General features: G+C 53.6%; 21 protein-coding genes. 15 read left to right on the forward strand and 6 right to left on the reverse strand.

Going from position 1 to position 20,469, the window contains the following annotated elements:
- Positions 1-31: 31 nt before the first annotated feature.
- The gene (locus KIH39_RS25745) at positions 32-706 is read left to right on the forward strand and encodes a hypothetical protein (protein WP_213496921.1); all 675 of its coding nucleotides are present in this window, start codon (positions 32-34) and stop codon (positions 704-706) included.
- 75 nt (positions 707-781) lie between these two features.
- On the forward strand, positions 782-1,237 hold the full coding sequence (gene yidD, locus KIH39_RS27340) for a membrane protein insertion efficiency factor YidD (RefSeq protein ID WP_213496923.1): 456 nt from the start codon (positions 782-784) through the stop codon (positions 1,235-1,237).
- A gap of 2 nt (positions 1,238-1,239) precedes the next feature.
- On the opposite strand, the gene KIH39_RS25755 is transcribed toward yidD, so the two are convergent.
- Together KIH39_RS25755 and KIH39_RS25760 are read right to left on the reverse strand one after the other, a co-directional pair.
- Positions 1,240-1,752: an adenine phosphoribosyltransferase gene (locus KIH39_RS25755; protein WP_213496925.1), complete on the reverse strand. Its 513-nt coding sequence runs from the start codon at positions 1,750-1,752 to the stop codon at positions 1,240-1,242.
- 17 nt (positions 1,753-1,769) lie between these two features.
- Positions 1,770-2,819 (reverse strand): GGDEF domain-containing response regulator, encoded by a 1,050-nt coding sequence (locus KIH39_RS25760; protein WP_213496927.1) that lies wholly within the window; start codon positions 2,817-2,819, stop codon positions 1,770-1,772.
- A gap of 638 nt (positions 2,820-3,457) precedes the next feature.
- Between KIH39_RS25760 and KIH39_RS25765 the strand changes: the two genes are divergently transcribed.
- From KIH39_RS25765 to KIH39_RS25800, 8 genes are all read left to right on the forward strand, one after another.
- The gene (locus tag KIH39_RS25765; protein ID WP_213496929.1) at positions 3,458-4,468 is read left to right on the forward strand and encodes a sigma-70 family RNA polymerase sigma factor; all 1,011 of its coding nucleotides are present in this window, start codon (positions 3,458-3,460) and stop codon (positions 4,466-4,468) included.
- Positions 4,469-4,633: 165 nt separating this feature from the next.
- The gene (gene rpmJ, locus KIH39_RS25770; RefSeq protein WP_213496931.1) at positions 4,634-4,747 is read left to right on the forward strand and encodes a 50S ribosomal protein L36; all 114 of its coding nucleotides are present in this window, start codon (positions 4,634-4,636) and stop codon (positions 4,745-4,747) included.
- 16 nt (positions 4,748-4,763) lie between these two features.
- Positions 4,764-5,147 (forward strand): 30S ribosomal protein S13, encoded by a 384-nt coding sequence (gene rpsM / locus KIH39_RS25775; protein WP_213496933.1) that lies wholly within the window; start codon positions 4,764-4,766, stop codon positions 5,145-5,147.
- Between the two features lie 88 nt (positions 5,148-5,235).
- Positions 5,236-5,616 carry a 30S ribosomal protein S11 gene (gene rpsK, locus KIH39_RS25780; protein WP_213496935.1) on the forward strand — a complete coding sequence of 127 codons (381 nt, stop codon included), beginning with the start codon at positions 5,236-5,238 and terminating at the stop codon, positions 5,614-5,616.
- A gap of 155 nt (positions 5,617-5,771) precedes the next feature.
- The gene (rpsD, locus tag KIH39_RS25785) at positions 5,772-6,404 is read left to right on the forward strand and encodes a 30S ribosomal protein S4 (protein ID WP_213496937.1); all 633 of its coding nucleotides are present in this window, start codon (positions 5,772-5,774) and stop codon (positions 6,402-6,404) included.
- A gap of 86 nt (positions 6,405-6,490) precedes the next feature.
- Positions 6,491-7,492, forward strand: a complete 1,002-nt coding sequence (locus KIH39_RS25790; protein ID WP_213496939.1) for a DNA-directed RNA polymerase subunit alpha — start codon at positions 6,491-6,493, stop codon at positions 7,490-7,492.
- Positions 7,493-7,563: 71 nt separating this feature from the next.
- Positions 7,564-8,046: a 50S ribosomal protein L17 gene (rplQ, locus tag KIH39_RS25795; protein ID WP_213496941.1), complete on the forward strand. Its 483-nt coding sequence runs from the start codon at positions 7,564-7,566 to the stop codon at positions 8,044-8,046.
- 75 nt (positions 8,047-8,121) lie between these two features.
- Positions 8,122-9,174 carry a methyltransferase gene (locus tag KIH39_RS25800; protein ID WP_213496943.1) on the forward strand — a complete coding sequence of 351 codons (1,053 nt, stop codon included), beginning with the start codon at positions 8,122-8,124 and terminating at the stop codon, positions 9,172-9,174.
- A 5-nt stretch (positions 9,175-9,179) separates the two neighbouring features.
- Here KIH39_RS25800 and nadC read toward each other — a convergent pair whose 3' ends face one another.
- The 3 genes from nadC to nth form a co-directional block, all read right to left on the reverse strand.
- Positions 9,180-10,055, reverse strand: a complete 876-nt coding sequence (gene nadC / locus KIH39_RS25805; RefSeq protein WP_213496945.1) for a carboxylating nicotinate-nucleotide diphosphorylase — start codon at positions 10,053-10,055, stop codon at positions 9,180-9,182.
- A gap of 29 nt (positions 10,056-10,084) precedes the next feature.
- The gene (pepT, locus tag KIH39_RS25810; protein WP_213496947.1) at positions 10,085-11,329 is read right to left on the reverse strand and encodes a peptidase T; all 1,245 of its coding nucleotides are present in this window, start codon (positions 11,327-11,329) and stop codon (positions 10,085-10,087) included.
- Positions 11,330-11,408: 79 nt separating this feature from the next.
- On the reverse strand, positions 11,409-12,065 hold the full coding sequence (gene nth, locus KIH39_RS25815; protein ID WP_246539431.1) for an endonuclease III: 657 nt from the start codon (positions 12,063-12,065) through the stop codon (positions 11,409-11,411).
- A 310-nt stretch (positions 12,066-12,375) separates the two neighbouring features.
- On the opposite strand from nth, the gene KIH39_RS25820 reads away from it, so the two are divergent.
- From KIH39_RS25820 to holA, 5 genes are all read left to right on the forward strand, one after another.
- Entirely contained in the window at positions 12,376-14,445 is a 2,070-nt protein-coding gene (locus KIH39_RS25820) for a DUF4331 family protein (protein WP_213496951.1), read from the forward strand.
- 133 nt (positions 14,446-14,578) lie between these two features.
- Positions 14,579-15,235 (forward strand): bifunctional 4-hydroxy-2-oxoglutarate aldolase/2-dehydro-3-deoxy-phosphogluconate aldolase, encoded by a 657-nt coding sequence (locus KIH39_RS25825; protein ID WP_213496952.1) that lies wholly within the window; start codon positions 14,579-14,581, stop codon positions 15,233-15,235.
- Positions 15,232-16,218 (forward strand): sugar kinase, encoded by a 987-nt coding sequence (locus KIH39_RS25830; protein ID WP_213496954.1) that lies wholly within the window; start codon positions 15,232-15,234, stop codon positions 16,216-16,218. Before KIH39_RS25825 ends, KIH39_RS25830 begins: the two co-directional genes overlap by 4 nt.
- Positions 16,215-16,838, forward strand: a complete 624-nt coding sequence (locus KIH39_RS25835; RefSeq protein WP_213496956.1) for an NAD(P)H-hydrate epimerase — start codon at positions 16,215-16,217, stop codon at positions 16,836-16,838. Before KIH39_RS25830 ends, KIH39_RS25835 begins: the two co-directional genes overlap by 4 nt.
- 9 nt (positions 16,839-16,847) lie before the next feature.
- Entirely contained in the window at positions 16,848-17,858 is a 1,011-nt protein-coding gene (gene holA, locus KIH39_RS25840) for a DNA polymerase III subunit delta (RefSeq protein WP_213496958.1), read from the forward strand.
- Here holA and KIH39_RS25845 read toward each other — a convergent pair.
- Positions 17,855-20,308: a DNA gyrase subunit B gene (locus KIH39_RS25845; protein ID WP_213496960.1), complete on the reverse strand. Its 2,454-nt coding sequence runs from the start codon at positions 20,306-20,308 to the stop codon at positions 17,855-17,857. The two genes, holA and KIH39_RS25845, sit on opposite strands and share 4 nt — an antisense overlap.
- Between the last annotated feature and the right edge of the window lie 161 nt (positions 20,309-20,469).

Raw genomic sequence — 20,469 nt, forward strand, 5'->3', positions numbered from 1 at the left:
ATACCGCGCTGGCAAACCGCGAGATGAAGTCATGAATATCGGTGGGCCATTAATAGTTATTGTTATCTTCCTGGTGATCTGGGTGGTGACGCAGGTCATCCGCGCCCAATCGGAAGATAACAAGGGATACAACAAACGAACCGGTAATCCGCGCAGCAATATTGGCGAATCCAAGCCTCTACAACAGAACACCGGTACTGATATCGAACGATTTCTTCAAGAAATTGATCGCTTGCGAAAGAAATCGGCCGATGCGGGTGGGACTGCTGGAACTCCTCCTCCCCGGCCGAGCGGTGGAGGGTACAATCCCCCCAAACCTGTACCGACGAGTTCCAGCCGCAGCACCCCGCCGCGACCAAAACCGATTGCTCAGAAAAAACCTAAGCCTGTGCCGCCGCCCCGCCGGCCTGAGCCGGTTTCGAAACCGGTGGAGACTTCCAAACCTTACGCGTTGCCGCCCCAACCTCCGTCGCCGATTACAGACACAACTCCGGTACTACCAAGTGCTCCGGCACCTGTTCTGGAATCGTTTGCAGCACCGGTGGTTACAAAGATTGTTTCCCTCAAAACCGCCGATAGACGGGTCGATAACCAGGAAATTCTCAGTGGCTTGGAATCGATACTGAAAACGAATAAAGGACCGCAGTTAGCCGTGATACTCACGGAAATCCTCGGTCCGCCGAAATCCGCACGCCGGCCGTCATAAGCTGGTTTTTTTTCTTGAACGATTCGCCTACGCCGGTTATAGCTCCCACGTTCCGTCCACTGTGGGTGCTCCAACATGGTTTCCAATCTGTCTGTCGGCCTGATCTGTTTTTATCAAAGGTGGATCTCCCCGCGCAAGGGCTTCCATTGTGCATATCGTGTGTTTCACAAAGAATCTTCCTGCTCAGAATTCTTGAAATGTCTTTGCCGGGAGCGCGGTTTCTTTTTCGCCTTGCGTGCTTCTCGCCCGCGGTTTCGAGCGTGTCGAGTGGCCTCTCTTGAGATGAGGCAACGGTCACTTATGGTTTCGAAAATGAATGAGGAACCCGAACAAAACGAGGGGAAATCCCCGGAAGAACGATTGGAGTTCGCGAGAAAGAGAGATCAGGCTCGATCCGAGAGTCAGAAGACTAAGCAGAATAAGGAATCAGAACACCCGAGTGCGTGGAGCAATGCCTGCGACTTTCTCGGCTGCGGTCTGGGCGTTTGCGACTTATTCGAGGCCTGTGGGGCGCTTGGTGCCTGCGCTTAATCTTAATATTTGAGCAGGCTGAAGACTTCGTAGCCCTGCAATTTCTGTCGGCCTTGCAGAAACGTCAATTCAATCAAAAAAGCACAGCTATCGACAACACCGCCCGCCTGTTCGATCAATGACGCCCCAGCTTTCATCGTCCCCCCCGTCGCCAGTACGTCATCGATTAAAAGCACTCGGTCGTGGATTTGAATCCCATCGGTGTGCATCTGCAATTCCGCACTGCCGTATTCCAGCTCGTATTTGAGCGAGTAGGTGCGATAGGGGAGTTTGCCTGGTTTGCGAAGCGGCACAAGAGGTTTTTCCAATTCCAACGCCAAAGGCGCGGCAAAGAGAAACCCACGAGCTTCCGCGGCGGCGATGGCGTCGATCTTGCGGGTTTTGTAGATCTCCGCCAGTAACTTGATGCTGTGTCGAAAAGCTTTGGGGTCCGCTAGGAGCGGCATGATGTCTTTGAAGAGAATGCCCGGTTTGGGAAAGTCGGGAATATCGCGGATGTACTGATCGAGATTCATGAACGGTTCACCTGCCTTTACGTCGAAGACGGCCCGCCGAATTGCGAGATGACTTGGACCACGCAGCGATTACGCCCGGTTTTTTTGGCTTTGCTGAGTGCGGAGGCGGCCGTTTCTCTCATCTGATCATATCCGGCCAGAACCAGAGAATCCACCACTACCATTCCCACACTGACGGTGATTTGAATTTTGTGACCATTGTAGGTCGTGTGGCTGATTTCCACGGTGGACCGAATGCGTTCGGCAAGAATTCGGGCTCCTTCGACATTGGTATCGGGCGCCAGGATCATGAACTCTTCGCCCCCCACGCGAGCAACGGTGTCGATGGTGCGGATGGCATTTTGGAGCGTCTGGGATAGCCACTTCAGAACGTGATCGCCGCCCGGCAGCAGGTACTGAGTGTTAATATCCTTGAAATAATCGGCATCCACCAGGGCGATGGCCAGCGGGGAAGGGGTGCGGGCGCGACGTAACATCTCATTTTTTGCCAGTCGGTCGATCGCTCGACGATTAGGGAGGTTCGTCAGTGCATCGGTCAGGGCCATCCGCTGAAGCATGTGATTCCGCGAGTGCAGTTGCTTGTTGGCTTCCTGCAACTCCTGGGTGCGATCGATAACTCGCTGTTCCAGTTCGCTGTTTAAGCGTTTGAGTTCGTCGAGAAGTTGTTCGTTGCGCCTTTCCAGATGAAATAGATGAGAAGCATTGCGAACGATAGTAATGAGTTGATCGGGGCGCCAAGGTTTGAATAGAAACCGCTGCGCGATCCCATCGTTGATGGCTTCCACGGCCCGTTCGAGGCTAAAAAGACCCGTCATAAGAATGCGAACGGTTCTCGGATCGTGATTTTTGACCCATTCTAGAAAGGGAATTCCCTGAAGACCGGGTAATTGCTGGTCGCAGATGACAACTTCAATGTGGTTGCGCAGACAGGTTTCGCGCGCTTCCTCGGCGGATTCCGCCAGATAAACCTGGTAGTCGGAGGCCAATGTGGTCCGGGCCATGTTTCTGAGCACGGGTTCGTCGTCAACGATTAAAACCGTACTTTTGTGACGGTTATCCGTACTCACCTCTGCACACGCCCCGCTTAAGTTCTGTCACGAGATTGGTCGATAATGACTAGCCCAAGAGGATTATAACTTACTACTTTCGACTTGTATCGAAATAAAACCCGCGTCCCGGTAATTTGGAGAAAGCTCTCGGCCTAAACTCGGTTTAATATGGCGAGCTGTGGAGATCTGACTGAGTTTACATGGATTTCGAGTGCAAGATATTGAAGTCCGTGTGTATAATTAGAGATCTTGTGACGAGGGGCACGACCGGTAAATCTCGCTAGACCAGTCGTTATAAATGTTAGAATCGGAAATATTTTCCTTTTTTGACATTTCCTTCTTGATCAGTATTTGGCTTTCAACTACAATCACTCGTCGCTAAAGGTTGTTTTATTGTTACAGGGGTTAGTGGTGACTCGGCCGGGACGGGTGTAATTTTCCGTCTGATTTGACATATTCGAAATTGTCTAAATCTTAACGGCAACGCAAGGAGGTGTTGTTTGGACCGAGCTGACAAAGGGGATTCGGAGATATCTGAATCCTCTCAGGTGATTCCGTCCGATTGGTCGGAATTGCCACCGTGGCAGGAACTCGCGGAAGGCCAGATCCCCGAAGATTTATTAGATTCAAAGCAGAATCGAAGGGGAAAAAAACGTATGAAGTCAGCGAGGAAAAAACGAGCTTCCACTGCTGCCGCCACTCTGAGTGAAACACCTCTGACCGCATTCTCATCGGACTTATTGACACCCGAGGAAGAACGCGAGCTTTTGAGTGGTTTCTGGGACTGCAAGACGGAACTAGTTAGACTGCTGATTCGTAGCTATCCGGAACTGCGTGCGAACCGACCACCTCTCGAACCTTGGCCTATGGCCCAGTTTATCCGAGAATATTGCGAAGAAAAGAAGCTGCTTGACCTGCCGACGATCTACCGGCTCTATGACCGTTACGTTCGCTTCAAGCATCGTCTGGCTTCAGCGAACATTCGTCTGGCCGCTCACGTGGCTAAACGCTTCCGCCATCATAGTTTGAGCTATGCTGACCTGCTTCAAGAAGCGGTCTGCGGTCTCATGCAGGCGATCGACCGCTTCGACGTCAGTCATGGCACTCGCTTGGCTACCTATGCCACCTGGTGGATTCGTCAGACTCTCCAGATTGCCGTGGCTCGCCAGAGTCACTTAGTCAGCCTGTCGCCGCACCACTTGCAAGAGTTGGGGCTGTTGCAGCAGGAATCGGAAGCTTTGGCTCACGGAGGCAAGCACTTGCCCAGCCCGCAGGAGCTGGCGAGTCGAACCGGCAGCAGCCTGGAGCACTTGACTCACCTGCAGACGGCCACTCGCACTCCGGTTTCCTTGAACGCGGTTCTCGATGACGACAGCGATTTCAAGCTAACTGAAGCGATGCCGGACAATCAAAGCAGCACACTGCAGAACAACAATGAGCGTCAGGAAGCTCTCGGATTCCTGATGGAGAATCTGCGACCTCGCGAACGTAAAGTGCTCGACCTGCGATTTGGTCTGACCGGCAATGGCACTCATAGCCTCCGCCAGATCGGACACCTGCTGCGGATTTCCAAGGAACGGGTTCGCCAGATTCAGAACCGCGCTCTGGAAAAACTCCGGGCATCGGCCGAACGAGTGGGTTGGGAACCCAGCCTGCTGCTCGACTAATTTGCTGGCCGCATTCTAGACTTGAAGCCGCGAGGATTCTCTCGCGGCTTTTTTCGTATGGCAAAACGGTGATTTTCGCGAGATTTTTTTCTGGCGCGCTATTGTCTGGGTGGGCAGGCGCCATAACATACATGATTCCTAAAGATTAAGCGATCGAGGTGTATCATGAAAGTGCGATCTTCCGTGAAGCGCATTTGTGATAAATGTAAGCTGATTAAACGTAAAGGGATCGTTCGCGTAATCTGCGAAGACCCGCGACACAAACAACGTCAAGGCTAATCAGGAGCATCACAAGATGCCGCGTATTCAAGGTGTTGACATACCCAACGATAAGCCAACTCATATCGCACTGCGATATTTGCAGGGTATTGGTCCAACCACCGCATTGAGATTGTGCGAGCAGGCCAACATCGATCCCCAGAGACGAGCTCGGGAATTGAATGATGACGATATCGCGAGAATTGCCACGCTATTGGAACGCGATTATCTGGTGGAAGGTGCTCTGCGTCGTACGAACGCCCAAAATATTGCGCGTTTGAAAGACATCGGCTGCTATCGCGGCTTTCGGCATCGCCGGAATCTGCCTTGCCGCGGCCAGCGGACCAAGACTAACGCCCGTACCCGGAAGGGCCCTCGCAAGACGGTCGCCGGCAAGAAGGGCGTTAAGGAATTGCGATAACTCGGGATCGCCGCTTAGTGCGGCGTGACAGTCGCGCCGCCAGAGCATGGCGGCGTTTTAATTGAAACTACCGCTAACGATTCGAACCATGGCGAAAACCAAGAAACGTAAAACGCGTCGCAACGTGACTCGGGGGATTGTTCACATCCAATCCACCTTCAATAACACGATTGTGACCATCAGCGACACCAGCGGTGAAACGCTTTGCTATGCGTCCGGCGGTACCGTCGGGTTCAAAGGAAGCCGAAAGAGTACCCCGTTCGCGGCTCAACGCGCGGCCGAAACCGCTGCCGACAAAGCGCAGAAGTACGGCGTCAAGGAAGTCGAGGTTCGCGTCAAAGGCCCCGGGGCCGGTCGCGAGTCTGCCATTACTGCTCTGCAGCAGGCCGGGCTTAACGTAAAAGTCATCGAAGATGTGACACCCGTTCCGCATAATGGTTGCCGCGCTCCTAAGAAGCGACGCGTCTGAGAAATTTGGAATCTCCTTCGGGAGATGGATATTAGTTGGTTGTCAGTTGTTGGGTCCTTGGTCGAGAGACGGAAGCTGTTCCGTCTACAACTGGCAACTGACGGCTAAGTAAAAAACCGGCTTGCCGGACCAGGGACTATTGGAAAACGAGAAATATGGCACGATATACAGATCCTGTTTGCAAGCGCTGCCGACGAGAAGGTGTCAAGCTGTTTCTCAAGGGCAGCCGTTGCTTCTCCCCGAAATGCCCCATCGATCGGGACGCCCCTCCTCCGGGTATGCACGGCTACCGCAAGGGCAAGACGTCGGAATATGGCGTACGTCTCCGCGAAAAGCAGAAATTGAAATTCTTCTACGGTCTGCTGGAACGACAATTTCGCCGTTATTTCGCTCTGGCTTCCAAGGCGCAGAATACTGGCGAAGAATTGCTGAGCCTGCTCGAACGCCGTCTCGATAACGTCGTGCACCGCCTGGGTTTTGCCCCCAGCCGTCGCGCCGCTCGAATCATCATTGCACACGGCCACGTACTGCTCAACGGCAAACCTTGCGATATCCCGAGCGTGATTATGAAGCCGGGTGACGTCGTAAAAGTCAAATCCCGCGATAAGAGTGCCAAGCTCGTACGAGCGAACATGCAGGATCGCCAGAATACGATCCCCGATTTTCTGGAAATCATTCCGGGCGAAATTCCGGAAGGGCGATTGATCCGCGTTCCCAGCCGAGGCGATGTTGACCCGCGCATCTCCGAGATCCGCGAACAGCTCATCATCGAAATTGCTACTCGTTAATCGATTTAACCAACAGTTGGCAGTCTCCGTAATTTCGCGGAGACTTTTGGGCGGTAACGCACCATTCTGAACAGGAGATTTACTCCATGCGTATTCGTTGGCGCGGCCTGGAACTTCCGACTCGCGTAGCCTCGGATCGAGCTACTTTGACGGACACCTTTGGCAAGTTTTACGCAGAACCGTTCGAACGCGGGCTGGGTATCACTATCGGCAATGCATTGCGTCGCCTCTTGTTGTCCAGCCTCGAAGGAAGTGCCGTCACCCGGGTTAAGATTCAGGGCGTTCAGCACGAGATCACCAGCTTGCCGGGCGTTGTTGAGGATGTCACGGACATTATCCTGAACATCAAGAGCCTGGTTGTTAAAAATACTTCGGATCAGCCGAAAACCATTACCATCAAGCGACACAAAGAAGGTGTCGTCCGAGCGGCTGATATCGAACACGATGAAAGTATTCAGATTATTAATCCCGAACACATCATTGCCACACTCACTGGGGATGTGCCTTTCGTCGTCGAACTGACGGTCGAAAACGGTCGGGGTTACCAATCGGCCGAAGATCAATTGACCAAGGATCGCGAAGTCGGCGTGATTCCCGTGGATGCCAGTTTCTCGCCCGTGGTCCGCGTGAAATATTCGATCGAAGAAACCCGCGTCGGACAGAAGACGAACTACGATCGCCTGGTTCTGGAAATTACGACAAACGGGACCACCAGTCCCCAGATGGCCCTGGTCGAATCTTCGAAGATTCTTCGCAAGCATCTCAACCCGTTCATCGAATATTCCGAACAGGGTACCGAACTGCCTCTGGACGACAAACTCGAAATTGGCTCGACAGCTCAACAGGCCGGCGATCCGGAACTGGATCGCAAGCTGAATATGAGCCTGGCCGAGTTGGATCTGTCGGTCCGGGCCACGAACTGCCTGGAATCCGAAGGGATCGCCACTGTCCGCGATCTTGTGATTCGAAACGAAGAAGAGCTGCTCGAAGTTCGTAACTTCGGGGACACGACGCTGAAAGAAGTTCGACAAAAGCTTTCGGAAATCGGTCTGACCCTGGGAATGCGATTACCTACTGCACGACGATAAATGCTGGTGGCACCGGAATAGAACCGGTGCTGGCACCATAAAAAATAAACGCCCATTGAGAGATCGGAATCATGAGACACCAACGAGCGGGTCGTAAGCTCGGCCGAAACGCAACTCACCGCCTCGCCATGAAGCGAAACCTGGTGCGTGCGCTTATCGAACACGAACGCATTATCACGACGGAACCGAAGGCCAAGGAACTGCGGCCGTTCATCGAACACCTGATCACTCTCGCCAAGCGCGGGATCGTATCGGGCGATCGCTTGAAACTGCTGCATGCTCGCCGATTGGTTCAGTCGCGACTGGGACCTGTCGCCAAGGCAGAGTTCTACGACAAGGACGAAATGCCTACGGGCGACACCGTCGTACAAAAGCTGTTCGACGTGATTGCTCCCCGGTATGTAGATCGTCCCGGCGGCTACACTCGAATCATCAAGCGAGCTGAACGACGTTTAGGTGATGCCGGGAAAACCGCTTTCATCGAACTGCTTAAGGAAGGCGAAACCAAGAAAGCGGTTACGCAAGCTCCCGTGGCACCTAAAGTGGAAGCTTAATCGAGCGAATCCCAATTGTAACTTCACCCTGCTTCGGCAGGGATTTTTTTTTGCCACTTTGCGTAGAATTAGTGCATGAACTACGATGCACTATCCCGACCCGCAACGGATCCCGTTACCATCTTCGAACACTTTCGTGGGAATTACGCCACAGAGCTGTTGACTGCGGCGATTGTGGAATTTCAACTCTTCGATAAATTGCGAACGCCAAAGAATTCCGATCAATTGCGTCAGGAAGTTGGGCTGAAGCCCCGTCCGTTCGTCGTGCTCACAACCGCCTTACGTGCCATGGGACTATTGCAACTGGATACTCGTGGAGATCTCTCCCTTACCCCGTTAAGTCAAGAGCATCTTCTTCCCGGTGGCAATTTTTTCGTGGGCGATTACGTCGGACTGGCGGCACAAAGTCCTGGCGTTCGAGCCATGATCGAACGGTTAAAAACGAATCGTCCCGCTGGCGGAGAAGATAAAAAGGACGGGGCCGCCTTCATCTTCCGTGAAGGTGTGGAATCGGCCATGGAAGATGAACAGAAAGCCCGGCATCTGACGCTGGCTCTGGCGGGTAGGGCAAAAAACGTGGCCCCGCATTTGGCCGCCAAGTTAGATTTGACACATGGGGAAACGCTACTGGATATCGGCGGCGGCACCGGAATTTACAGTATCGCCTGCCTGCAAAAGTATCCTCGACTGAAAGCCATCATCTACGACCGACCCGAAGTTTTGAAGGTTCCCAGGGAGATGGGTCAAAGCTACGGCGTAGCCGAACGGATGGAATTTGTCTCCGGAGATATGTTCGCGGATTCACTGCCCTTGAATGCGAATGTCATCCTGCTCTCGAATATCCTGCACGATTGGGATGTTCCCGAGTGCAGAAGGTTGATCGCGAACTGCGTTAAGGCTCTTCCGCCGAACGGACAATTGGTAGTGCACGATGTTTTTCTGAATGATGCTCTCGATGGGCCTTTAGCTGTCGCTCTTTATTCGGCGGCACTTTTCACTATGACCGAAGGGCGGGCCTATTCGGTCCAGGAATACACCCAGTGGATGACCGAATCGGGATTGCGAGTGAAACCCAAGATCGACACACTGATTCACGCCGGTTTTCTGACAGGTTTGAAATCCCTTTAGCAAAGTTATTCCTCAACGAAATCCAGGGCGATGTCCAGTGAAGTGGCACTATGTGTAATTGCCCCCACACTGATGCGATCGACACCGGTCTCTGCAATGGTGCGTACGGAATCTAAATTCACTCCACCACTCGCTTCCAAAAGCGTCTTGCTACCGGCCATATTCCGTTCCTGCACGGCTATCTGCATATCAGCGGGGGTCATGTTGTCGAGAAGGATAATATCCGGTTTCTCCGGCAACACAGTCCGAAAAACATTCAGATCATCGACTTCAATGGTCAAAGATTTGGAATGCTGGATCTCCGCTCGGGCTCTACGTACAGCCAGCACCGCGGCCTCAGCCGGACTGGTATGCAGGGCCGCCAAGTGATTGTCTTTGATCAGCACGGCGTCGTATAAACCCATCCGATGGTTGGTTCCGCCTCCCATTCGAACTGCGTATTTCTCGAGAAGTCGCCAGCCGGGAGTAGTTTTCCGAGTATCTAGAATTTTCGCCTGGGTACCGGCCACTTTATCGACGTACTTTCGGGTCAGCGAGGCAACTCCGCTGAGCCGCTGGAGAAAGTTTAGACTAGTTCGCTCCGCGGCTAGAATGGGAATCGCCGGACCCTTTAAGCGAGCGACTCGTTGACCTGGAGTAACGGCCGTGCCATCGCGAACGAGAAGTTCTAGATTCAGATGTTCGAAGATGGCCTGGCAAACCATCTGAGCGATTGGAAGACCGGCAATGACACCCGCTTTGCGAGCCACATAATATGCGGTGGCGGTGGCACTTTTGGGAACGAACGTGTTCGATGTTATATCCCCGGCTTCACCGAGATCTTCGACGAGACCGAGTAGGATTAGTGAACGAGCCGCATGAATTTCCGCATCAGTTAGCATGAAGAATCCTGAGTTTGAACACTCGCCGCTTAGGCCTTTTCCTGTCCCCAAAGTTGAACCAGTTCCACAAGCGTCTTACAGGCACTTTCCATTTCTTCCAGACAGGTCCATTCTTTGGGTGAGTGAATGTAATGCTCGGCCGTGAATAGGTTTGGGGTCGGTAATCCCTTGGTGGTCAACTGAGAGCCGTCAGTACCACCGCGAATGCTACCGATGTGGGGCTTAATTCCGATTTTCTCCATTGCTTTGACTGCTAAAGCGACGGCTCTAGGTTCTTTCTTCAAGCCATCGGCCATATTGCGGTACTGATAATCGACTTTCACATCGATCTTGGCCTGAGGATACTCGAAGACAATCTGTCGGGCGATTTGCCGCAGGATTTCGGCTTCGTCCATTAGCCGTTCGGTGATGAAATCCCGAAGGAGGATTTCAATCGTCACTTGCCAGACGCTTCCGGATATCTTGTAGGGATGAATGAATCCTTCGCGTCCTTCCGTGGTTTCTGGCGACAGCAATCGTTGGGGAAGTCGATCGATAAATTTTCCGGCCAGACGCACGGCATTTACCATTTTCCCCTTTCCGATGGAGGGGTGAATATTCACGCCAGTAATGGTGACGGTGGCTTTATCGGCGGAGAAGGTCTCCGCTTCGATTTCCCCTTCCTTCCCCCCATCGAGAGTGTAGCCGACCAGCGCATTTAATTCCTTCAGATCGATGTGATCGGTTCCATGGCCGATTTCTTCGTCGCAGGTGAAGCAGATCTTGATCGGGCCGTGCGGAACTTGGGGATTATGGACGATCGTACTGGCCATCTGCATGATGACCGCCACACCCGATTTGTTGTCGGAACCCAGTAGAGTTGTGCCGTCGGTGGTGATGATCGTTTTGCCTACCAAAGCCTTCAGTTCGGGATCTTCACCCGAGAGGACTTTCGTCGAATCCCCGGGCAGAATGATGTCGCCCCCGGGATAGTTATGGTGTACTATCGGTTGGACATTTTTGCCCGATGTTTCAGGGGAAGTATCCATATGGGCTAGGAACGCGATCGTTGGCGTGGCCTGCTTCAGATTGGAAGGGATGGTTGCAGTAACTATTCCGTGGGAACTCTGTTTGGCATCACCTAAGCCCAGAGCCTTGAGTTCCTCGCAAAGCATTTTACCTAGTACCAGCTGCCCGGGTGAACTCGGATAAGTTCCCGATCCCTCGCATGCCTCGGTGTCAATGCGGACATAGCGAAGGAAGCGCTCCAGCAGCTGATTTGAATCGATAATCATCCTCGTCCCCTGTCGTTCGGACGTCCTGGTTCCAGTCGAAGTAAGTTTGTTATATTCGGCATAATCGGATGACGAGCGTTCAGCCTTCCTTCGTCGGGGCGGTTGGGCAGAATTTTCGCAAAGTGCAGTCTGCACATTTGGGATTCCTCGCCAGACAAATGCGTCGACCGTGAAAGATCATGCGGTGGCTAAAAATCGTCCATTCCTTGGGCGGAAGAAGCGCCATTAAATCCAGTTCGACCTTTACCGGATCCTCGTGTGTCGTCAACGCCAGACGACGCGATAGCCGGCCCACATGGGTATCAACGGTAATTCCCGGTATGTCGAAAGCATTTCCCAAAACGACATTGGCCGTCTTTCTGCCGACTCCGGGCAACTGGGTCATTTTGTCTTGATCCGCGGGGACTTCGCCGTCATGATCTTTCAATATAGCCTGGCAGCAGGCGATGATGTTTTTGGCCTTATTGCGAAAAAAACCCGTAGAACGGATACAGCTCTCCAGTTCGGGAAGAGAGGCATTCGCGAACGCCCGGACATCCGGATACTTTTCGAACAGCGCTGGGGTGACCTTATTCACCTGCACATCGGTGCATTGGGCGGAAAGTATAGTGGCAATGAGTAGCTGCAACGGGTTCGTAAAATTCAATTCACAATGCGCATCGGGGTATAGCTTGGCTAAAGCCTTCCGTACATGATCGGCCTGAATTTTCTGCGGATCTGCCTGAGATTTTGGCATGTCCATTAAGCCCTGAGTGTAGAATTAAAAATTATTCCCGTTTTTGTAAATCCTACATATTTTCTAAATCGTCTCTCCAAAAAGGGCATGTTTTTTAGGTTATAGCGGTTGATCCTACCTCGAAACCGGCTTAGCGGATCATTTTCCAGTAGGTTCCGCGGGTCGAGTTCATTTTTGTGATACAGCAAGGTAGAGGATTCTAACCGGACTTCTGATGAGCCCGCAACGATTGCGGGTCGGAGAATCGATTTTCACAATCGAAGTCCTGTCACGGAGTGACGGGAATATTAGCGAGCGAAAGGGCGATGCCATGGCTTGGAAATTCGGAAGTTGGCTCGGCAAGCGACACGAAGCCGCCAATCCCCGCAAGCGATCGAAAATGTTACTCACGGTCCTGGAGGAACGAGATGTCCCAGCGACCTTGACCAGTTTTTCTGTCACCGCCGGGGGTACCGGTAGCGGAATCGTCCGCGTTTCCTCCGCCACAACCACTCCGACGACGCTATATGACATCGTCCCCTATGGGGCCAACTTCGGTACAAACATTAGTGTCGCGGTCGGCGATGTAAACGGCGATGGCATTCCCGATATTATCACGGCTCCCGGAGTCGGAGCTCCTGCCAACATTCGGGTTTACGACGGTAACACCGGCCAGCAATTGAAGGGTACCATCGGGAGCTTCTATGCTTTCCCGCCTTCGTTCACGGGCGGGGTGAACGTGGCCGTGGCCGATCTGAATAATGATGGCCATGCCGACATCATTGTCAGTCAGGAAAGTGGCGGATCCGAAGTTCGCGTATTCGACGGCGCTACTGGGGCACTCCTCGAAACTCTGGATCCCTTCGGTGGTTTCCAAGGTGGAGCAAGAGTGGCCGCCGCGGATGTGAATGGCGATGGCACTCCCGATATTATCATCGGCGCGGGACCGAGTGCTGGGCCGCGAGTGGTTGTTTATAGTGGCTTGACCACAACGCAGCTTTATAGCTTCTATGCATTCGACTCCGGCTTCACCGGCGGGGTTTACGTGGCGGCTGGCGATCTGGCAAACTCCAGCACGAACGCGGACATCGTTGTCGGTGCCGGACCGGGAGCTGGTCCGAACGTGGTCGTTCTGAATGGAGCCTCACCAACCTCCACGCCTATTGCTAGCTTCTATGCTTATGACCCGGCGTTCACCGGCGGTGTCCGAGTCGCCGTAGGCAACGTTCCCAATTTCGGAAATGGTATCTACACGACCAACGGCCCGGGCGCCGCTCCCAACACAGCCGAATTCGATGGATCGACGTTCACCGAGCGTGCCAGCTTCTACGGTGCCCCCAGCGGCGACGGCGGCTATGTGGCGGCCACGGGACCCACAACCTCCGCCACTTACACCACGGGAGTTGAGAATCTTTACGCCTTCACAGCCCCCGACAACACCAATAACACCGTACTTGCCTTGACCGCTAGTCCGTTCGTTGGCGCAGGCACCTCGGCCATCTTCGATCCGAACAAGACCTACACGATTCACGTCGATAACTCGGATGTCACCAATCCTTCGAATGACATCCTTTTCCAAGTAAGTTTCAGCGCTCCGAACTCTCTGGGAGTTCAGACATACACGCTGAAAGAAATCGAGGGGAGCACTGTGACTGTCCTAGCGACAGGCACGCCGAATAGCATTGCTTCCCTCAGTAATGTCTCGGGTGAATTCTTTGCCGGCACCGCGGATGATCCCAGCTTCTACGATAAGACGGGTATCACTAATTTCTTGAACAATACTGGCACCTTCCCGAGACCGGCCGGCAGCGCAGTGAATTACTACGGTCCGAATGTCAACGACCTGGCCATGGTGATCGAAATTCCCACCTCGCAATTGTTGCAAACCGGCGGTGGAAACACCATCGGCGTCTGGGGGACCAGCGAAACCTTGGGCGTACAGACCGATCGCGTTGGAATGGGGTTGGTTCAAACGCTGTTATTACCGGCCGCCGATCAAAGTCTTTACAACACGACCTCTCCGGTGAATGATCGGGCCAACTTCCTTCCCGATGCACTCAATCAACTCGAGAACGCTCCTTATAACCTGACGGCGGATCAAGCAACCGCAGTGGCGAATCAACTGCTTCCAGACATGTTGATTTTCACAACGGGAACACCTTTTACGACCAACTCTACAGACGCTAACGGGTTCCCGAACGGCCGAAGACTCCGCGATGACACAGCGAACTACCTGCTGAATCTGATGACCAATGGGGCGATAACGACTGATAACGTACCCGATGATAATGGCGATCGGATCACCGACGGTACGGCCAACAGTCCTTCGACCTTCCGGCAGATTCTATTCCCCTACATCGGAGCGCCGAACAATCCCGGGACCGGCCCGAATCTGAATTGAGTTTCAATAGATGCGAGTCATTCGTTCATAGTCGATTGGGGATCTATTGCCTTACAATGATCTCTATCTTCGATAAACGGATGATTCCCCATCCGTATCGTCGCTTCAGGCATTCTGTACGGATGGTATTCGCATGCGATCTCGTCTCGTTTCCCAAATCTTGGACGCCGGCATCATCGCCGTCGTTCGCTCGCCCGATCCTTCTCCTCTTGTTGAAGCCATCTCTGCACTAGCGGAGGGGGGGATTACGGTTGCCGAAGTAACGCTGACCGTCCCCAACGCACTTTCGGTTCTGAAAGCGATCAAATCTCGAATGGGAGATCGCATCCTCTTAGGGGCCGGCACCGTTTTGGATTCCGAAACCTGTCGGGCGGCTATACTCGAAGGAGCGGATTTCATCGTCTCACCCAGTCTGAACCTGCAGGTGATCGAAACAACGCTCCGCTACGGAAAGGGCTCACTTCCGGGGGCTTTCACTCCGACAGAAATCCTCACGGCTTTTCAAGCGGGGGCCGACATCATAAAAGTTTTCCCGGCCGATGTTTTGGGGCCTGCTTTCTTCAAAGCGATGAAGGGCCCATTACCGCAAATACCGCTGATGCCTACTGGCGGGGTCGACCTCAACACAGCGGCCGATTTCCTCAAAGCGGGCGCCGTCTGCCTGGGGCTTGGTTCCCAACTGGTGGAGCCCAAAGCCCTCGCAAATCGGGACTTTGCCCGTTTGACTGCGCTAGCTCAAAAGTACGTCTCCATTGTGCAGGAAACTCGTTCGCATATTTCTAAGCCATGACCAACGAAATTGTGACTTTTGGCGAAGCGATGATCCGGCTTTCCCCTCCGGGCCATCTTCGAATTGAACAGACCGACCACTTCGAGATTCAAGTGGGTGGCGCCGAGTTGAACACAGCGGTTGGTCTCGCTCAACTGGGATGCCGCGTTTCCTGGATTTCTCGACTCCCGCAGAATGCCTTAGGCCGACTGCTGGCCGGGAAGGTTCGCCAGACCGGGGTAGCTACCGATCAACTCCTGTTCGCAGACAATGAACGCCTGGGAGTTTTCTTTCTCGAGCATGGCGCCTCTCCTCGTCCGAGTGCCATTGTTTACGATCGCGTTAACTCCGCTTGCGCTAATGTTCAGCCGGGAATGATCGACTGGAAACATTGCTTCGCCCGAGCAAGCTGGTATCACGTCTCGGGTATCACCGCCGCCATTAGCACCTCCGCCAGTGCGGTGGTCACGGAGAGTTTGAAGGCTGCGAAAACGGCGGGCTTGAAGGTCAGCTTCGATCCCAACTATCGGTCCAAACTCTGGTCGCACGACGCGGCGAAGAAGTGGTATCGCGACAATATCGAATACCTGGACATTCTGATCACTTCGCCGGAGGATGCCGAGCGTTACTTCGATGTTGCGGAAGCAGATCCGGAACGCCAGCTGCAAGCGCTTTCAAAAAAATACAAACTTCAGACAGTAGCTTTCACTTTCCGGCAGGGGGCTTCCATCCTTCGCGAAACTTACTCTGCCAAAATTTGTCACCTCGGTGCTATCTACGCCTCTCGAGAATACGCGATTGAGACGGTCGACCGAATAGGTGCCGGGGATGCCTTCGCCGCCGGACTTATTGATGGGTTATTGGCCGGCGATCCGCAGCATGCTGTGGATTACGGCGCCGCGATGGGTGCATTAAAGCATACCATACCTGGAGATTTCGTCTTCACTACGCGAGCGGAGATTGAGGAACTGGTGCAGGGCGGCACATTACGAGTAAAGCGATGATCTCCTACTCCCGAGAACAAGTTCGAGCGATTGATAAACAGGCTATCGAGCAGTGGAAAGTGCCCGGCGTGGTTCTGATGGAGAATGCCGGGCGCGGTGCGGCCGAGTTACTCATGGGACTTTTGCCGTCGCCGGCGTTAGTGACTATCTTTTGCGGCTCGGGTAACAACGGCGGCGATGGCTTTGTGATCGCCCGTCACCTGCTGCGAGCTCGATATCCCGTCGAGGTCATTTATTTCAGCGAGCAATTTGCGCCGGATGCCCAGGTGAACTTTGAGATTTGCCGAAATCTTCAACTAACCCTCCGAAAGTACGAAGGTAAGCTGGATCTTTCGCAGTCGGCCTGGCTGGTGGATGCCCTATTCGGCACCGGATTGAATCGACCATTGGAATCTCCTTTCGATACCGTTATCGAAGTTATGAATTCGAGTGGAAAACCGATACTCGCAGTCGATATACCTTCGGGGTTGGATGGCGATAGCGGTCTTCCCCTCGGGTCGACCGTCCGGGCCAGCCATACTGTGACGTTCGTCGGCGTGAAAAAAGGGTTTCTGAATCCACTCTGTCGGCCGTATCTCGGCCAGTTGCATATTGTCGATATTGGTGTTCCTACATCGTAAACTGAATTTATGGATGCGATCGCATATCTCGACAAAGCCGGCAAAATGGGCCTCAAGCCTTTGTACGTGCTGCATGGCGACGAGGATTTTCTCAAACGACAGATCAAGCAAGTTATTGTGCAGGCCGCCATCGGGGATTCCGATCCGGAATTCGCCGTGGCGAATTATCTCGGGGAGCAAGTGGAATTTGTGGCCGTCCGGAATGAACTGGAGACACTCCCTTTTCTATGCGAGCGACGCATCATCCTGATCGATCAGGCAGATCCTTTTGTCACCAAGTTTCGCGCCCAACTCGAATCCCTGGTGAACAGGCCGACCAAATCCGGAATACTGGTTCTTGATGTGAAATCCTGGCCCTCGAATACTCGCCTTGCCAAAGCCGTTCCCGACGATTGTTCGCTCAGTTGCAAAGCTCCCCCGGCGGCGAAGCTGATCCCCTGGGTAGTGGCCTGGGCCAAAAAAGAGCATGGCCGGAAAATTGACCCCATGGCGGCAGAACTGCTGATCGAGAACGCCGGAACCCAGATGGGTTTACTTACGCAGGAGATCAGCAAGCTGGTTTCCTTCGTGGGAGAGAATCCACAGATCTCCAGAGACGATGTCGAGAAACTCGTCGGTCGGAGTCGCTCGGCGAACGTATTTAAAATCCTGGATGCGATTGGCGAAGGCGATGGGCGAACGGCATTGACCATACTTCGAGAACTCTTCGAGGAAGGGGAGGAACCGATAGGCATCCTGGCCGCATTGGGAACGCAAATTCGGCGACTGGCCCAGACGGCCTACTATGTGAATCAGAAACTTCCGATGGAACAGGCAATGGATCGGGCCAACGTGATGAAGTGGCCGCAGGCCCGTCAGAGCGCCGTGAAACAATTGAAGCATCTGGGCCGGCAGAGGCTCGGGCAACTCTACAATTGGTTGGTGGAAACCGATCTGGGATTAAAGGGCGGGAACCCGCTGCCGCCGAGAATACAGCTCGAGCGGCTGGTGGTTAAAATGGCCAAAGCTCGAGCCAACTAAGCCCCGTAATCGATCTCTTCTCGGCTGACATTGATGGCTTTTTCGAAAATATAACTCCGTCGTTTTTCAACTTCCTCGCCCATCAAAGTTCGGAAAAGCTCGTGCGCTTTCTGGGCATCGGTCATCGTCACGCGGAGCAGAGTCCGCTTGGAAGGATCGAGGGTGGTTTCCCAAAGCTCTTGAGGATCCATTTCCCCCAGTCCCTTGAAGCGGGTGATCTTCAGACCTTTTTCGCCGAACTTCCGAACTTCGCCGACCAGATCCCGCAGATTGGCGATGTTGTAAGTGTCCTCGTTCTGCTCCAGCGAGAACTTCGCGACTGCCTCCCGACCGGCGATTTGAACGGGGGGGACGATGTCGGCCAACTCGAAGCCGAGCTCACCCAGTTTTTCCAGGGTGCGATTGGCACTTCGCAGCTCGTGCAACTCTTCCATGAGATAGTGAACCTTGTCGTCTTCCGGCTTCTTCTCATCGGAATCGCTCACCGCGAGTTCCTTGCCGAGCTTCTTACCCTCGTCCACGCGGAAGACATCGATCTCTTCGACGGTGTGGAACCAATGATCTCTTCCGCCCAGCTTTACCAGATACAAAGGCAATTGGCCGTTTCGGGACGCCGGGAGGAGCGTGTTCACCGAGAAGCCTCGCCGTTCCAGAATCTGCAGGGGTTGTTCGAGTCGGTTCAGAAGATCGAGCAGAGTTTTCAACTCTGTTCCTTCGAAGGATCTCCCTTTGACTGTCTTGAAACGCGTCTTGTCCAACCCGCGCGTGATGAGCTCGGTCTGCAATTCGACTTGCGTCTTGATGAAGCGAGTCTGCTTCTTCTGTTCCACTTTGAACAGGGGCGGGCGAGCCACAAAAATGTTACCCGCTTCCACAAGTTTTCGCATCTGGCGGAAAAAGAAGGTCAACAGCAGCGTTCTAATATGCTGTCCGTCGATATCGGCGTCCGTCAGAATAATAATCTTACCATAACGCAGTTTCGAAATGTCATCTGGGTTGCCGATGTCGGTACCCACCGCGGCGATGATGCTGCTGATTTCTTGGTTATTGAGCAAATGCTCAAAGCGAGCTTTCTCCACGTTCAACGGCTTGCCTCGAAGAGGCAGGACCGCCTGATACATCCGATCGCGACCGCCTTCGGCCGAGCCACCGGCCGAGTCCCCTTCCACGAGGAATAGTTCGGAGCTATCGCGATCCTTAGAGGTGCAATCGAGCAGTTTCCCCGGCAAGCCGCCACCGGAGAGGAGATTCTTGCGCTCGCGTACGGCTCGGCGAGCTTTCGCTTCCGCCTCGCGAGCTTCTGCCGCGAGATTCACCTTGGCGATAATCTTCTTGGCTTCTTTCGGATTCTCCTCCAGGTACTTCGAAAGCACTTCGCTCACGGTCGAGGAGACGATCCCTTCCACTTCCGGGTTGTTCAACCGGATCTTGGTTTGCGCTTCGAACTGCGGATTGGGAAGGGTGATGTTGATTACCGCCGTCATCCCTTCGCGGAAATCTTCACCGACCGGCGTGATGTCGTTCTTGAACAGTTTTTCGCGTTCGCCGTAATCCTTAAGCGTTCGCGTGAGACCGGCGCGGAAACCGGACAAATGCGTTCCGCCATTGGGATTGAACTGGTTGTTGGCATAGCAGCGTACGATTTCGGTTTCGCCTGCCACGGTGTATTGCAGGGCCACCTCCACCTTGACGTTATCCACTTCTTTGAAGATGTGAATCGGCAGGTGCAGAGCGTCTTCATTGCGATTCATCCAGGCGACGTACTCGGCCACGCCCCCTTCGTAGAAAAAGATTTCCTCGCGGTTCACTCGCTCGTCGCGGAAGGTGATATGCAGGCTCTTATTGAGAAACGCCAGTTCCCGCAGACGGTCGCTGAGCGTGTCGCCGTTGAACTGGGAATCGCCAAAAATTTCCGGATCGGGCCAGAAGGTGATCTTGGTACCCGTGCGATCGGCGGCCCCGATGTCCTTGACCTCGCCGGGCACCTTGGGCTTGCCCCGTTCGAATTCCTGCAGATACGTCCGGCCATCCCGGCGAACTTCGGCCTTGGTCAGTTCCGATAGAGCGGTCACGGCTTTAGCACCCATGCCGTGTAGACCGGCGGATACCTTGTAGGCGTTGTTGTCGAATTTGCCCCCGGCTCCCACCAGCGTCATAACGGCTTGCAAGGTGGGAATCTTCAACTCCGGGTGCATGTCCACCGGGATACCGCGGCCATCGTCGCCCACAGAAAGACTGCCATCGACGTGGACGGTCACCGTCACGTGCTTGCAGAACCCGGCCAGGAACTCGTCCACCGAGTTGTAAACCAATTCGTAAACGAGATGGTGCATACCTCGGACACTGGTGTCCGGGATGTACATATCGGGACGTTTACGAATGTGATCGGCGTCCTTCAGATGCTGAATATTTTTGTGTGTGTAGTCTGCTGCCGGAGCGGGTGTTTCCATGCTTGTTCAGATATCCTGAAAATCAGCCCACAATGAAAGTCGAAATTTGAACGTAAGGTCAAATCAGAATTCGACTTTAGTGCAAGTCGTTAAGCCGTTTAAAGCGTTATGAAATTCTACGGAAAAAGTACGATTTTGCGACTAGTATTCATAGGATCTAA

Origin of the sequence: Telmatocola sphagniphila (assembly GCF_018398935.1) — a bacterium.
GTDB lineage: Bacteria > Planctomycetota > Planctomycetia > Gemmatales > Gemmataceae > Telmatocola > Telmatocola sphagniphila.

Coding starts and splice junctions, on each gene's coding strand:
- KIH39_RS25745 (WP_213496921.1), top strand. CDS start 32: ATGAATATCGGTGGGCCATTAATAGTTATTGTTATCTTCCTGGTGATC.
- yidD (WP_213496923.1), top strand. CDS start 782: ATGGTTTCCAATCTGTCTGTCGGCCTGATCTGTTTTTATCAAAGGTGG.
- KIH39_RS25755 (WP_213496925.1), bottom strand. CDS start 1,752: ATGAATCTCGATCAGTACATCCGCGATATTCCCGACTTTCCCAAACCG.
- KIH39_RS25765 (WP_213496929.1), top strand. CDS start 3,458: ATGAAGTCAGCGAGGAAAAAACGAGCTTCCACTGCTGCCGCCACTCTG.
- rpmJ (WP_213496931.1), top strand. CDS start 4,634: ATGAAAGTGCGATCTTCCGTGAAGCGCATTTGTGATAAATGTAAGCTG.
- rpsM (WP_213496933.1), top strand. CDS start 4,764: ATGCCGCGTATTCAAGGTGTTGACATACCCAACGATAAGCCAACTCAT.
- rpsK (WP_213496935.1), top strand. CDS start 5,236: ATGGCGAAAACCAAGAAACGTAAAACGCGTCGCAACGTGACTCGGGGG.
- rpsD (WP_213496937.1), top strand. CDS start 5,772: ATGGCACGATATACAGATCCTGTTTGCAAGCGCTGCCGACGAGAAGGT.
- KIH39_RS25790 (WP_213496939.1), top strand. CDS start 6,491: ATGCGTATTCGTTGGCGCGGCCTGGAACTTCCGACTCGCGTAGCCTCG.
- rplQ (WP_213496941.1), top strand. CDS start 7,564: ATGAGACACCAACGAGCGGGTCGTAAGCTCGGCCGAAACGCAACTCAC.
- KIH39_RS25800 (WP_213496943.1), top strand. CDS start 8,122: ATGAACTACGATGCACTATCCCGACCCGCAACGGATCCCGTTACCATC.
- nadC (WP_213496945.1), bottom strand. CDS start 10,055: ATGCTAACTGATGCGGAAATTCATGCGGCTCGTTCACTAATCCTACTC.
- pepT (WP_213496947.1), bottom strand. CDS start 11,329: ATGATTATCGATTCAAATCAGCTGCTGGAGCGCTTCCTTCGCTATGTC.
- nth (WP_246539431.1), bottom strand. CDS start 12,065: ATGCCAAAATCTCAGGCAGATCCGCAGAAAATTCAGGCCGATCATGTA.
- KIH39_RS25820 (WP_213496951.1), top strand. CDS start 12,376: ATGGCTTGGAAATTCGGAAGTTGGCTCGGCAAGCGACACGAAGCCGCC.
- KIH39_RS25825 (WP_213496952.1), top strand. CDS start 14,579: ATGCGATCTCGTCTCGTTTCCCAAATCTTGGACGCCGGCATCATCGCC.
- KIH39_RS25830 (WP_213496954.1), top strand. CDS start 15,232: ATGACCAACGAAATTGTGACTTTTGGCGAAGCGATGATCCGGCTTTCC.
- KIH39_RS25835 (WP_213496956.1), top strand. CDS start 16,215: ATGATCTCCTACTCCCGAGAACAAGTTCGAGCGATTGATAAACAGGCT.
- holA (WP_213496958.1), top strand. CDS start 16,848: ATGGATGCGATCGCATATCTCGACAAAGCCGGCAAAATGGGCCTCAAG.
- KIH39_RS25845 (WP_213496960.1), bottom strand. CDS start 20,308: ATGGAAACACCCGCTCCGGCAGCAGACTACACACACAAAAATATTCAG.